We start from the raw sequence: 13,350 nt of genomic DNA, 5'->3' as shown, positions 1-13,350 counted from the left end.
TCTGCTAACGCACAGGACGGTATTTCTGTAGTACAGACAGCTGAAGGTGCTTTGAACGAAGTTACAGATATGCTTCAGAGAATGAATGAGCTTGCAGTTAAGGCTTCAAACGATACTTTGACAACAAAGGATCGTGAGTACATTACTCAGGAAGTTAATGCACTTCAGTCCGAAATTAACCGTACAGCTTCTACAACAGAATTCAACAACCAGCATCTTTTGAACGGTTCCTTCGCAAACAAGAACCTTCAGGTTGGTTCCGAGAACGTTGCAGATTCTAACATTAAGATTACAATCAAGAAGATGGATTCTTCTAGCATTGGTATAGCTGATTCTTCTATGGTTAAGACATCTAGCAAAGCTAGAACAGCTATCGACAAGATTAAGACAGCTCTCGAGTCTGTATCTACACAGAGATCAGCTCTTGGTGCTATCCAGAATCGTCTTGAGCACACAATTAAGAACCTTGACAACGTAGCAGAGAATACTCAGTCTGCTGAATCACTTATCCGTGATACAGATATGGCAGCTGAGATGGTTAAGTATTCAAACAACAACATCCTTGCACAGGCTGGTCAGTCTATGCTGGCACAGGCTAATCAGAGCAAGCAGGGTGTTCTTTCCTTACTTGGCTAATCTCTAATTAGGCAAAGCATAAAAGCTGTAGCTCGAAATATTGCAATTCATTGCAACTACCAAGGAGAGCACTGGTCTTTGACCAGTGCTCTTTTTTTTGATAAAATATAAATGTACATTCGAATATGGTAACATAAATCTGTCTGTTGTCAGTGAGGAAATGCTATGAAAAGAGTGCTTCTATTTCATTATCCACAGCAGTGTTATGATACGATTAATATTTTTTCAGAACTATTATCAAAAGAGTTCCATAAGTTAGGGATAGAAACCTATAAAATCAATCTAATGCAAACGGATAATGCCATAAACCATGACCTCGCCATGGCTTTAAAAAATGATATAGAAGCTGTATTTGCATTTAATACAAGCGGACAGCAGAATTTTACGATTAATAATTCTAATATTTTTGATAGTTTTGAAATTCCATTTTTTGATTATCTTTTAGATTCACCAATAGAGCGATACTGCAAACAAAAAATAACTTCCCACAATTTTTATTCAATATGTCCAGATAGAAATCATGTGAAATTTTTGGATGAACATTATAAAGAAGTAAAAAAATCTTTTTTTCTTCCACTTCCAGGTATTGAATCTGAGAAGGAATATGTCGAAAATAATATAAACAGCTTTTTGAAAAGACCTTATAGACTATCAGCTACCATGAGTTATACAGATAGGAGTGTTCTGGAAGAAAAAATAGGTCTTATGGAAGATTTTCAGCAAAGACTTGTTTTTGACCAGATTGATATGATGCTCGAAGACAGAACACTAAGTAACAGTGAAGTTCAGAGCCTAGTACTTGAAAAGTATGGAATGAAAAAAGAAGATGTCAATGAAAGTATGCGAAGGCAGATAGATCAGCTTACTACAACCGCCAATATTTATGTAAGGGGGTATTACAGAGAGGAAATAGTAAGATATTTGATTGCCGGTAACATAAGTATAGATATTTTCGGCTCTGGCTGGGACAAACTTGACATATCCGATTTTGGAAAAGTAAGAATACATAATCCTGTTACATATTTTGAAACAGCAGATATCTGTAGAAAATCTCAGATGACGCTTAATGTTATGCCAAGGTTTATGGATGGCATGCATGACAGAATACCGACATCAATGCTTTCAGGAAGCGTATGTGTGACGGATAAGAGCAAATATTTAGAGGAAATTGTAAGAACAAAGAATAGTGAAAATAGATTTCTTCTTTATGATATATCAAAGCCAGATAGTGTTATACGAGTACTAAGTAATGTTTCTGATGATGAATTATATAAAACCAGCATCAATGCCAGGGAATATGCTATAAAGAATATGACCTGGGAATACTATGCAGATAAAATAATTGATATCATGGAGAGTACAAAATGAGTCGTGTAGCAGAACCTTTCGAGTATGATGCTTTAATAATCGTTACGCCCGGGGATTTTTTGCGGGTAGCTATGCATTATAATAGGCTTTCAGAATGTCTTCCGGTTAGAAACATATATTTTGTAGGATCAGATGAAGTCGGAAGGCTTTTATTTGAAGAAAAAAGGTTCAAAAGATTAAACGAAAAAGCTTCCAAAAAAATTCAGTTTATTAATGAAAACAGCATTCTAAGCTTCGATGATGTGGCAGGTGTCGTTGAAGCAAAGATGCAGGATGTTCTACTCGGTCAAAGTGTTCCTCGTGGAATAGTCGGATGGTATTATCAGCAGTTTTTGAAATTTAATTATGCACGATATATGAAATCAGACGATGATTACTATTTTGTATGGGATGGAGATACGATTCCATGCAAAACTTTTACCATGTTTGATGAAGAAAACGTGCCTTATTTTGACTTGAAAAATGAATACCATGAAGAATATTTTAATACACTTGAGAAAATACTCCCTGGAATGAAGAAGGTAAGGAAAGAATCATTTATTGCTGAACATATGATCTTTTCAAAAGAACTTGTGCTTAAAATGCTTGATGATATTGAAAAAAACAAAGAAATTCAAGGTGATTTTTTCTGGGAAAAGATTATTAACTGCCTTAATAGTCCTCTTCTTCAGAGTAACAGTTTTAGCGAATTTGAAACTTATGGAACTTATGTTTTTACCAAATATCCTGAAAAATGCAGGTTAAGAGACTGGCATTCTTTTAGATATGGAGCAAGTTTTTTTGATGTAAATACAATATGCGACAGAGATTTTGATTGGCTCTCCAAAGATTTTTATGCTATATCCTTTGAAAAAAATCAGACAGTACGATTTGATCAGAAAAACCTTTTTGATAATCCAAAGTATCAGTCAAAACTCTCTGCAAAAGTAATGCTCCAGATTGCCCAAGAGGAGTTTACCCAAGGATACAAAGAGGTGTGGGGAGATGAAGAAGAAATTGCCGAGCTTTCTAAATACAAAAGACCTTCAGGAAATCTCAAGAATGTCATCCCTAAACAGGATTTTATGACAGAAGATGAGTATTTGTATTATTGGTCTCTTGGAAATGTGCTTAAGAATACCAATGTAAATCAGGCATATTTATGCTATGAGAATGCCAGATTTTTGTGCCCGTTTGCAGATATGCAGAAAGAACTTGAAAGCTGCATGGAACAGGCAAGGCAAGACAAAGACTTTTTGGTACGAAACGTCAGCATAGTAATAGTGTCTTATAATGCACAGTACCTACTTGAAAAATGTCTTGAAAGCATTTGGAAAAGATGTGACTTAAAATCTACAAAAATAATCGTGGTAGACAATGATTCACATGATGAAACGAGAGAATTTTTGAAATACTGCCCATACGATATTGATTTGTATCTTTCAGATAAAAATCTGGGATTTTCTGGTGGATGCAATATAGGAATTAAGCTTGCATCAAAAGATGATGATATTTTCTTTCTTAATAATGATACCAGAATGTGCCACAACTCTTTGTTCTGGCTAAGAATGGGACTTTATGAAAGAGATGATATTGGAGCAACAGGTGGTATTTCTAATTACGATAGAAGAAAAGAAATGGGGAAACTGCAACTTTCATCCCCGGAAGACTACGTAGAGTATGGCAATAAAAATAATATCTTCATGAAGAATCCGTATGAAGAGCTAATTGCGTTAAGTGGATTTGCACTGCTTGTTAAGCGAAATGTTCTAGATGAAGTTGGAGGATTTGACGAAGCATTTAATCCAGGATATTTCGAAGATGATGACCTTGGAATCAGAATAAAAAGAGCTGGATATAGACTTATTGCCTGTTACAACTCATTTATTTACCATGCAGGCTCTCAGAGTTTTATAAAGGTTGAGAATCTAAATGAAATTGGAGTAGAACATAAAAAACTCTTTATGGAAAAATGGGGAATAGATAATATAATATACCATTTGACAGATAAAGAAGCTGATTTTGTAGATAAATTAAAAGAATTAAAAAAGGAGAATTTAAATCTTAAGGTACTCGAAATAGGTTGCGGCTGCGGAGTATTTATGGGATATCTGCAAATGCTGTTTCCTAAAATTGAAATAATAGGAATAGAAGAAGACGAAAAGGCAGTTGAATATAAGATAAGCTCAGCTGGCATTATCCTATTAGACTGGACCAAAGAAAAACTTCCGTTTTTGGAAAAATACTTTGATTACATTATTATCTGCGATAGATTTGAAAAAGGAATTGATAAAAAAATGGCAGAAAAAATTCTTGGAAAATACCTAAAGTCTGATGGAGAGTTAATTTTCTAATGTATCACATAAAGCAAACAGTAAAACGGACTATATAAAAAAGAAGCCATAAATTTTCTGCCAAACTTGGAGAGTACAAACCTTGATAAACTGGGATGCTATACCAAAACCTAAAGTCTGTGAAAGTTTTCTAAAAGCAGAAGAAATAAAAGGTTTTTTCGTAGAAGAGAAAATGAAAAGATCATGGGCTTCAATGATACTTGTTTTGTGGTATGTGACAAAAGTCTGTGAAATATACAATATCCCGTATTTTGCCGATTATGGAACGCTTCTTGGAACAATACGTCATGGCGGCTTTATTCCTTGGGATGATGATATAGATATAGCCGTGAAAAGGAAAGACTATATGCGGCTTATGCCGATTTTGCAGAAGGAACTTCCGAAGGAATGTGTAGTATATAGCTTTTATACGCAAGAAAGCTATGATGTCCCGAAGGCTTTTGTCACCAACAGGAAGTATATTGATTTTGGAAACAGCAGTAAAGAAGCACAGATAACCAAAAAATTTTATAACTGCCCATACGTTGTAGGAGTTGATATATTTCCGTTTGATGAAGTCCCAAGAGATGATAAAGAAAAAGAGCTTTTACTTGCAGTCTATGGAGGAATATATGATGCGGCATTCAGGTTTAATGAACTAAAAGAAAGAGGCGAATTAGAGGACTACATTCACAGAATAAATGATACAACAGGGACAAAGCTCACTATAGATGAAAATAATCTTCAGACAAAGCTTTGGAGATTATCAGATAAAGTTGCGATGATGTATGACGAAAGCGAATGTGATTCCTATGTATGGCTTCCCGATGTTGCCGCATCAGGAGACTTTTCAATATCCAGGAAAAAAGAATGGTTAGATGATTTTTTAAAGCTTCCGTTTGAATATATAGATTTACAGGTTCCGATAGGTTATAACGAAATACTGAAAAAAAATTATGGACAGGATTATCTCTCACCAAGACAGGCTAAAGCTGGACATGATTATCCATTTTATGCAGTGCAGGATGAGAAAATCAGAACATGGAGGCAACTGTGAATTTTGAATTAACTGCATCAATGATGTGCGCAGATTTCGGACATTTGGAAGATGAAGTGCATAGACTAGAAGAAGCGGGAATAGATTCTTTCCACATAGATATAATGGATGGACGATATGTTCACAATTATGCCATGTCATTAAATGATATGGCATTTATAGCCAATGCCACCAAAAAGCCTTTGGATGTACATCTTATGGTGCAGCATCCTAGTAATACGATAGGCCTTTTCCTCAAAAAATTAAGAAAAGGAGATACTGTGTATATTCATCCAGAAGCCGAGTATCATCCGTCTGCCACAATTCAGGAAGTTATAAATGCAGGAATGATACCTGGAATAGCCATAAATCCTGGAACCAGTGTAGAGTCAGTTTTAGAACTTTTAAGAATCGTTGATAAAGTTCTTGTCATGAGCGTAAATCCCGGAAATGCAGGCCAAATGTTCTTGCCTTATGTTGGAGATAAAATAACAGTTTTATTGTCGCTTATGGATAGAATGAAATTTGATATCTACTGGGATGGAGCCTGCAGCGAAGATAAAATAAGAACCTATGCTCCAAGAGGAGTAAAAGGCTTTGTCCTTGGAACAACGCTTTTGTTCGGAAAAGAGCAAAGCTATAAGGAAATCATAGATGATATTAGAAATATGCGTTTTTGAAGCATTGGAAAATCCAAGGAGTAATTTAAGTGCAAAATGATATCTTTAATTTCAATAAAGCTCAAATTGATATTTGTTCGCAAATGCTAAAGGTATTAGCAAAAAATCAGTATGAATTATATAATGCCTTTTGCAGTAATGATTATAAGAAAGAATATAGCTGCATTGATGAGTCATTAATTATAGCCAAAAAACTGAAAGAATCTATAAAATCAGAATATGCAAAAAGTTTTTCTGATAAACTTGCTGAGTATACAGATGTTTTAAAAAAGATTCAAAAAAGTGCCCGAAAATTTGAAAACGACTGTAAAAATGGCTTAGATAAAGACTTTGAGAAACAATTTGAAGACCTTTTAAACAAAATGTATGAACTACAGGATAGTCTTTACGGGTGGGAAGTATTTCTTGGAAAGATTGAAGGAGAACTTTTATTTGATAAAAGAGAAGTTTTGCTGCAGGCAATAGATATCATGCATGACCTTAGGTGCACAAAAGTGTTGGATATTGGCGCTGCTTTTGATAAGGCGAAGATAATAGGAAGGCACATCCCAGTTGATAAATACTTCGACGATTTAGTTATAGATTCTCTTTTTTTGCAAAAAGAAAATGAAAACATTAGCTTACCTGATAACAGATTCGTTGCAAAACTTGTAAAAAGTAACATTTATAACAATATATTTTGGGGACAAGAAGCTTTTTTTTCCTATAGTCCAAAGAATAGTAAAGAAAAAAACACTTATGATGTGTCTTTGCTTTTATATAAGGATTTTAACGAAGAAAGTCTTTCAGGATTGTCAAAAGACTTGGAAGAATATAAAGATATTTCTAGATATGTCCTAATAGAGTTTGTAACAGATACAATTACTGATAAGATTAGAGAAGAATTATCTGATTACGGAAGGTTTATTATTATAGGCAAAAACTATAAAGGCTTGCTGATTCTTTTAGATAGAGAAGTAAACAATTACAAGGGTAAAGTTCGTATATATACAGTATGTCATAAAGCATTCAATAAGCCGTCTTACCCTATGTATCTTCCGATTCATGCGGGAAGAAAAGGCAAAAAAGATTTAGGATATATAGGAGATGATAAAGGGGATAATATTTCTGAATATAACCCTTATATTAACGAGTGCACTGCAATTTATAATATTTGGAAAAATGTAAAAGATTTTGAATATATAGGCATAAATCATTACCGGAGATATTTTAGCGTAAGGACAATGAATAGAGTCTCTGATTGGTTTTTGCTAGAAAAAGATATATTAGATTATTTTGAAGATTACGATATTATATTAAAAGATGTAGACTATAGCTATCCTGAAACAATCGAAGAACATCTTATAAAAACTTTTAAAAATACTCATACAGTTTATGTAGGGCTCCAAATAGCCAGAAATATTTTATCAGAAAAATATCCTGAAAGACTTGAAAACTTTGATAGAGTAATGAAGGGACATACATTGTATTTGTGTAACCTTTTCGTTATGCCTTTTAAACTCTTTGATGATTACTGCGATTTCCTGTTTCCTTTTATCATCGAACTGACAGACAGAATAGATGAAGAGTTAAACGGCATTTACCAAAATGATTATGATAAGAGAATTGCAGGTTTTATTGCAGAGAGAATGTTTACAGTATGGCTCCTTGATAAGGATTTAAGAGTAAAAGAACTTCCAGTTATAAGCGGAGGGAATTAATCTTAACAGTATATGGCACATCCGGATCGAAGATAGCACCTTCGTGAAGGGTTGTGCCTTTTCTTATAGTTAAATAATCGCCATAAGTACTTGATAAAATTTCTTGATAGAAAGCAGGAACCGGCACGACCATTTTTTCAAAAGGAACATGAATAATCGAATCAAACCAGCTTTTTTTTCGTCCAATACTAAAGTTGTTAGAAGAAAATACCCACGGAAGGAAGCTGATAGTATCAGTGCATCCATAATTAGAAGCGGCAAACTGCTCATAATATTGAAAAGAGGCTAGAGAACCACTTTCTTTTAGCGTATTAATAATATCAAGTGGCAGAATACACCTGCCGCTTTCAAGTTTATGTGCAAAAGCTGTTTCGTTACTTCCAAGCATATACAGTTCAAGTTCTGTCTCGTATACAGCTAAAGATTTAGCATCATCATTTGAAGGAACGCTGTCAAGCGGGAAAATATCTATAAAAATCCCTTGATTAAGCGTATCGTCAGGATAACAGATACAGGAAGTTTCGCTGTTTCGGAGCTTACTAAAAAGCCATTTTCCATCATTGTAGATGTTTTGAAGAAAAAAAGGATAGGATAGATGTCTTGGTGCAACTTTTTGAAAAATCTGATAATCAGGTCTGGGCATAGAAATGTCAATATCATCATCCCATGGTACAAATCCGCTATGCCTTATTGCACCAAGGAGCGTACCAAAATCCAGCCAGTACTTTAAATTGTACTGGCTGCATATTTTTTCAACTAATGTGAGCATTTCAAGCTCAACATTCCATATTCTTTTCCTTTTGGAAGTCACTGTGAAATCATTTCTGACTTCATCTTCAAAAAGATTTTCAATATATTCCATAACGTCGTTCGAATATGTTAGTATCTCTGAAGAAATCTATAACATCAGAGTATTTTTGAAGGTTGCGCATAACTTCAATTTCTGTAAGGCTCTGATTATCCAGATTGGTATAACCGTTTTTATCAAGCTCAAAGTACTCCATGATGTGATCCAAGTCAACGGAATCGTTTAAAAAGCTTATCCAGAAACTTTTCTGAGAAGTGAATGTAAGGTTATCATCTATTGCAAATGACTGAAGAAACTGCATAACTTTGTCATATTGGCTGCTATCGGTAAAGTCTATTTTGCATAGACCATACTCATCATCATTTTTGCTGAATCTTGTTCTGTATCTGCAGATAGTTATACCTGTTTCATCGTAGAAAGTACGGTAATGACGCATCTTTCCGTCCTGATATATTATAGCCTCGGTGTATTCTATTAAACTTACTTCTTTACTATTCTTTACCATGTTGTGTTTCCTTTCAGTTAAAAAAGAGCGAATACATTAGTGTTTACAGACTGGAAAAAAGCACATATTATTCGCGGATTCGTTACTTTTTACAGACGCAGCCAGGAAAATTGTAACGATTAATATTGTCGAAATGTATATCGGATAAAAAACAACTTCTCGTAACAATGATGACGAAAATATGATAATATATAAATAGTATGAAAGTTATTCCCGTTTTTGGAACAAAGTAACAAAAATGTCATTCGATTCAAACGTAAGAGGAACAAATCATGGATAATCTTACAGTTTTTAGAAAAATGCTAGAGGAAGATTTTAGTGCAGGTGATTTTGAAAAATTATGGAATGATGTCAGCCAAGGTCTGCAGGAATACAGAAACAGTAAGGAAGTAAGTAGTATCTATATATTAAGTCTTCTCGAACGAAAAAACTTTGAAGAAGAAAAAAACCATGGAATTCTAGGCATGGTAAAGGATTTAAATACTGCAATAAAAATACTTGATGAAATCAAATACAATATCGAACGCGCAGAATTTCTCGATGATTTTGATGCGTCAACACTTATAAGCTTCATGAAGGAAAATGAGATTTCTATGATAGAGATGTCTACTGCAATCAGCATTTTTGCAGTATTTCCTGATAGGGTATTTGATAGAATCGAAGGAAAAGATGAAGAGATTCTTTTTAATTATCCAGATAATAATTTAATAGAAAAGAAAAGAGAAGGCAGCAAAGTGTGCTTTATCATCTGTACTGACAACAACTTGGAATATGCAAGAATTATGGAATGGATTCAGCATTTATATGTTCCTCATAATATCGAAATTGACTCTATTCAGGTTACAGGCGTAGAGAAACTATCAAAAGGGTATAATGAAGCGCTTGAAGCAGTTGATGCAGAGTACAAGATTTATTTAAGAGAAGGAGTTAGGATTCTAAATCCGTATTTTTTGTACAGAGTAATAGATGCGTTTGAAGAAAATGAAGACATTGCTATGGTGGGAATACTTGGAAGCAGACACATTCCTGCAAATGGCATCATGGAAGATATAGACTGTCAGGGACTTCTTGCAGTTACAAGTCAGAATGAAACAGTTATCTGCGGTGAAGCTCTAAATAGCATATGCGACGTTTCATTTGTAAGTAACGTGCTTGTTGCTACTAAAGGTGATATAAAGTGGAATACCGGGGATTTTGATGATGAGTACTGCTGCAGTATCCATGCTATGGATTTAAGAAGAGAAGGTAAAAGAGTTGTAGTACTTCCTCAGGAAGCACCATGGATATTATATGATCTTGGGACTGATTTTTTCTATCATGAAGATGAGAAGAGAATAGCATTTCTTGATGATTATATTTTTGAAAAAAATAAAAAACACATGCTTCTTTGTCTTGGAGCAAGTTCTCTTGTAGAGATGGAGAATAACGGGATAGATAAATTACTGTCCAATTTAAGCATAATTGATGAGAATAAGAATAAAATCCAGCTGTTTATTACTTTTTTTCCGGAAGATAAGAGTCAGTGGATGCATGTAAATATTAATGCGTTCAGGAAGATAGAAGAAATACTTAAGTTTAGAAACGTCATAGAAGGAAAAATAGATAAAGAGTTTCTGGAAAGACTTGATGCCTACTATGGAGATGCTTCGCCTTATGTACTGAAAATGACAGATTTAAAGAAACCGGTCATGATTAGGTCAGCAGAAATAATATAAAAGAGGTGCATAATGAAAAAAAGCCTGTTAAGTGTTGACGATAGCTTTTTTAGAGATGAAGAAATAGATGGCTTTTTAGTTCCGGAAAAGATGAAAAGATTTTGGATGTGCGGACTAGAAGTTTTAGAACGCTTTAACATAATCTGCAGAGAACTTGGTATATCTTACTTTGCATGCTGGGGAACACTTCTTGGAGCGATAAGGCATGGAAATTATATCCCTTGGGATGATGATATTGATATTATTATGAAAAGAAGGGATTATAACATCCTTGTAGATTTTTATAATAAAAACGGATTTATGGACGATATGGTACTTCTTAACAGGCTAGTTGTGGGCAATTATGAGAATCTTACGGCAAGAGTAATAAATGCAACTTCCTATTCTACGCAGGCAGACAGACTTATGATGTATCATGGATGTCCTTATGTTAACGGTCTTGATATTGATGTATTGGACAAGAAAAATCCTAATAAAGATGACGATGATCTTCAGATGACACTTATTGATAAAGTCTTGGAGGCAGCAGTTGTTTTTAAGGCTTATGAAGAAGAAAGTGTTGATGAAAATGGAAAGACTGTAGAAGAAAAAGATGTTAAAGAAATGATTGAACTAGTTGAACAGACCTGCGGAATTACAGTCAATAGAAACGAATCTTTGTATGTTCAGATGAGCAGACTAGAAAATCAGCTGGCACAGATTTACGAAGATATAGACACAGATACACTTCATATCGTGTCTATCAGGTCTGCTCTTGACAGAAATGCAGCACAGTTTAAGAGTTCACTATTTGATGATAATATTTGGGTTCCTTTTGGCCCTACCAAAATTTCAGTTCCAATTGGATATCAGGAGATACTTACAAGGCAGTATGGAAGCGACTATCTGACACCACATAATAGAAAGGGTGCTCATGATTATCCTTTGTACAAAAAACAGGATGAAGAACTAGATAAACTTGGAGTTGCACATGGCTAAGCAGCTAAGCTTTTTTGAAGATGAAGTTAGAGATGGATTCTATATTCCAACAGCAGTGAAACAGGCATGGAATGCGGGACTGGATATTCTTGAAGAAATTGATAGAATATGCCGTAAACATGGTATAGAGTATTTTGCGGCCTGGGGAACATTAATAGCAGCAATTAGGCATGGAGGCTTTATTCCCTGGGATGACGATATAGATATATGCATGAAAAGGCAGGACTATGAAAAGTTTAAAATAATCTGCAGAAGTGAATTAAAAGATGGCTTTGCCACATTCGATTATTCTAATCAGGATGATCATTGGTATTACATAACAAGAGTAGTAAATACACAGCATATGAATTTTTCACTAGAACATCTTAATGAATATTACAATTTTCCTTATATAGCGTGTGTCGACGTGTTCCTTCTTGATTACCTTTACAAAGATAGTGATAAAGAAAAAAAAAGAGACGAAGAAATAAAATACATAATAGCACTTGCCGATTCAATATATGGCGAGGAAATTTCAGAAATAGCTCAGGAGAAACTGATTTCTGATTTAGAGAAAAAGTATCAGATAGAATTTGAAAACTTTTTTCAATTAGATAAAAGACAAAAAGCAGTTTTTTTGTATTCATTTGCCGAAAAACAAATGGCAAGAGTTAAAGAAAAAGATTCTGAAAAACTAGGGTACATATTCCCGTGGGTTTTAAAAGGTTCACAGGGAATAGATAAAACATTCTATGAAAAATCAATAAGAGTTCCTTACGAAATGACCACTATCCCGGTCCCCATAGCCTATCAAAGCGTGCTTGAAAGCTGCTATGGAAACTATCTTGCAGTTCAGAAAGCATGGGGAGGACATGGATATCCTTTTTTTGAAGGACAAAGAAAGGAACTTCAGAAAATAGCTGATTTCAAACTGCCTGAATTTACATTTGACAAAAAACTTTTACCTTCAAGAAAAAAAGAAGGCATAAACAGTCTTGAAGAATTAAAAAGATATAAAAAAACAAGTAAAGAAACCTCGATTATCAGAAAAGCGCTTTTCGTAATAACCTATAAAAAAAGTGTAGAATCTATCAGCAAGTGGATAGAACTTCTAAAGAAAAATAAAATTGAGATTAGTATATTCTTTGCTCCAACCTATAGAAAAGATGCACTAGGAAATATTTTGACAGATAAGAATAATACAATTGACTGGTCTTTGGATGAAAAAAGTTTTTTTACTAAAAAAGCAAACATAATAGAGTATAAAAAAGCTATCGAAGATGATTTTTTCTATGACTATATTTTTATTCAGAATCCCTACGATGGTGAAAATAGTGTTCTATCCATACCAGAAAGTTTCTATAGCAAAAATCTATATGAAAAATGTAAGAAACTAATCTATATACAACCATTTGAAATTGAAGATTTCGGAGAAAACGACCTGAAAAACTGCTATAACATGAAGCATTACGTAACAGCACCGGCAGTACTAAAGGCAGATGAAGTGTATGTCAATACGGAAAAATTAAGAGAAATGTACGTAAAAAAGCTAACAGAATTTGCCGGTAGGGAATATAAGGGACAGTTTGAAGAAAAAGTTATATCAATAGATATGTGTTGAAATATACAAACA

11 protein-coding genes are annotated in these 13,350 nt (G+C 34.1%); 9 read left to right on the top strand and 2 right to left on the bottom strand.

All coding sequences use genetic code 11. The features are described 5' to 3' along the window. The 6 genes from G634_RS0100915 to G634_RS20675 form a co-directional block, all read left to right on the top strand. On the top strand, nucleotides 1–636 hold a 636-nt coding region (locus G634_RS0100915; RefSeq protein ID WP_026503711.1), incomplete at its 5' end, for a flagellin. 165 nt (nucleotides 637–801) lie between these two features. Continuing rightward, nucleotides 802–2,004, top strand: coding sequence for a glycosyltransferase family protein (locus G634_RS0100910; protein WP_026503710.1), 1,203 nt, complete (start codon nucleotides 802–804; stop codon nucleotides 2,002–2,004). After that, entirely contained in the window at nucleotides 2,001–4,337 is a 2,337-nt protein-coding gene (locus tag G634_RS0100905) for a glycosyltransferase family 2 protein (RefSeq protein WP_026503709.1), read from the top strand. The genes G634_RS0100910 and G634_RS0100905 overlap by 4 nt, the downstream gene beginning before the upstream one ends. Before the next feature lie 82 nt (nucleotides 4,338–4,419). Then, nucleotides 4,420–5,373: a LicD family protein gene (locus tag G634_RS0100900; protein ID WP_026503708.1), complete on the top strand. Its 954-nt coding sequence runs from the start codon at nucleotides 4,420–4,422 to the stop codon at nucleotides 5,371–5,373. Continuing rightward, nucleotides 5,370–6,032 carry a ribulose-phosphate 3-epimerase gene (locus tag G634_RS0100895; RefSeq protein ID WP_026503707.1) on the top strand — a complete coding sequence of 221 codons (663 nt, stop codon included), beginning with the start codon at nucleotides 5,370–5,372 and terminating at the stop codon, nucleotides 6,030–6,032. Before G634_RS0100900 ends, G634_RS0100895 begins: the two co-directional genes overlap by 4 nt. Before the next feature lie 29 nt (nucleotides 6,033–6,061). Continuing rightward, nucleotides 6,062–7,732: a DUF4422 domain-containing protein gene (locus G634_RS20675; protein WP_081676400.1), complete on the top strand. Its 1,671-nt coding sequence runs from the start codon at nucleotides 6,062–6,064 to the stop codon at nucleotides 7,730–7,732. On the opposite strand, the gene G634_RS19985 is transcribed toward G634_RS20675, so the two are convergent. After that, nucleotides 7,713–8,594, bottom strand: a complete 882-nt coding sequence (locus tag G634_RS19985; RefSeq protein ID WP_026503706.1) for a LicD family protein — start codon at nucleotides 8,592–8,594, stop codon at nucleotides 7,713–7,715. The genes G634_RS20675 and G634_RS19985 overlap by 20 nt on opposite strands. After that, nucleotides 8,581–9,045 carry a hypothetical protein gene (locus G634_RS0100880; protein WP_026503705.1) on the bottom strand — a complete coding sequence of 155 codons (465 nt, stop codon included), beginning with the start codon at nucleotides 9,043–9,045 and terminating at the stop codon, nucleotides 8,581–8,583. Before G634_RS0100880 ends, G634_RS19985 begins: the two co-directional genes overlap by 14 nt. A gap of 272 nt (nucleotides 9,046–9,317) precedes the next feature. Between G634_RS0100880 and G634_RS0100875 the strand changes: the two genes are divergently transcribed. From G634_RS0100875 to G634_RS0100865, 3 genes are read left to right on the top strand one after another with little or no spacing between them, the layout of a single operon-like run. Next, nucleotides 9,318–10,760 carry a glycosyltransferase gene (locus G634_RS0100875; protein WP_026503704.1) on the top strand — a complete coding sequence of 481 codons (1,443 nt, stop codon included), beginning with the start codon at nucleotides 9,318–9,320 and terminating at the stop codon, nucleotides 10,758–10,760. Nucleotides 10,761–10,772: 12 nt separating this feature from the next. Continuing rightward, nucleotides 10,773–11,738, top strand: a complete 966-nt coding sequence (locus G634_RS0100870) for a LicD family protein (RefSeq protein ID WP_026503703.1) — start codon at nucleotides 10,773–10,775, stop codon at nucleotides 11,736–11,738. Further along, on the top strand, nucleotides 11,731–13,338 hold the full coding sequence (locus G634_RS0100865) for a LicD family protein (RefSeq protein ID WP_026503702.1): 1,608 nt from the start codon (nucleotides 11,731–11,733) through the stop codon (nucleotides 13,336–13,338). The genes G634_RS0100870 and G634_RS0100865 overlap by 8 nt, the downstream gene beginning before the upstream one ends. The last annotated feature ends 12 nt before the right edge of the window (nucleotides 13,339–13,350 follow it).

Source organism: Butyrivibrio sp. NC3005, from assembly GCF_000424545.1.
Classification (GTDB): Bacteria; Bacillota; Clostridia; order Lachnospirales; family Lachnospiraceae; genus Butyrivibrio.
The sequence above is the reverse complement of the archived record's forward strand: the minus strand, read 5'-3'. Positions and strand labels throughout refer to the sequence as shown.